1 protein-coding gene is annotated in these 334 nt (G+C 56.9%); it reads right to left on the bottom strand.

Going from position 1 to position 334, the window contains the following annotated elements; genetic code table 11:
* The coding region (locus A3754_RS08060) for an AMP-binding protein (protein WP_197468568.1) at positions 1–334 on the bottom strand (334 nt) is incomplete at both ends.

Here is a 334-nt window from a genome sequence, read left to right as displayed (position 1 = left end):
TCACGAATCACCACCCGCGAACCAAAGGCCAACGGCACCGTCCAGCGCTCTACCGCTCCATCGAAACTGATGGAGGCGAACTGCAGCTCCACATCATCCGGGGTCATGCCATAGCGTTCACCAATGGTCTGCACATGCATGGAGAGACCGGCATGGGTCAGGGACACGCCTTTGGGTTTGCCGGTGGAACCGGAGGTATAGATCACATAGGCGAGCTGGTCCGGGTGCGGTTCGTTGCCGAGAGACTGCGCAGAGAAAACATCCAGCGACAATCCATTAACCGCAACCGGTTTAACGGCATCAACACGGGGCAAGGTTTCAAGCAAATCTGAAG

The sequence above is a fragment of the Alcanivorax sp. HI0083 genome (genome assembly GCF_001635175.1).
The sequence above is the reverse complement of the archived record's forward strand: the minus strand, read 5'-3'. Positions and strand labels throughout refer to the sequence as shown.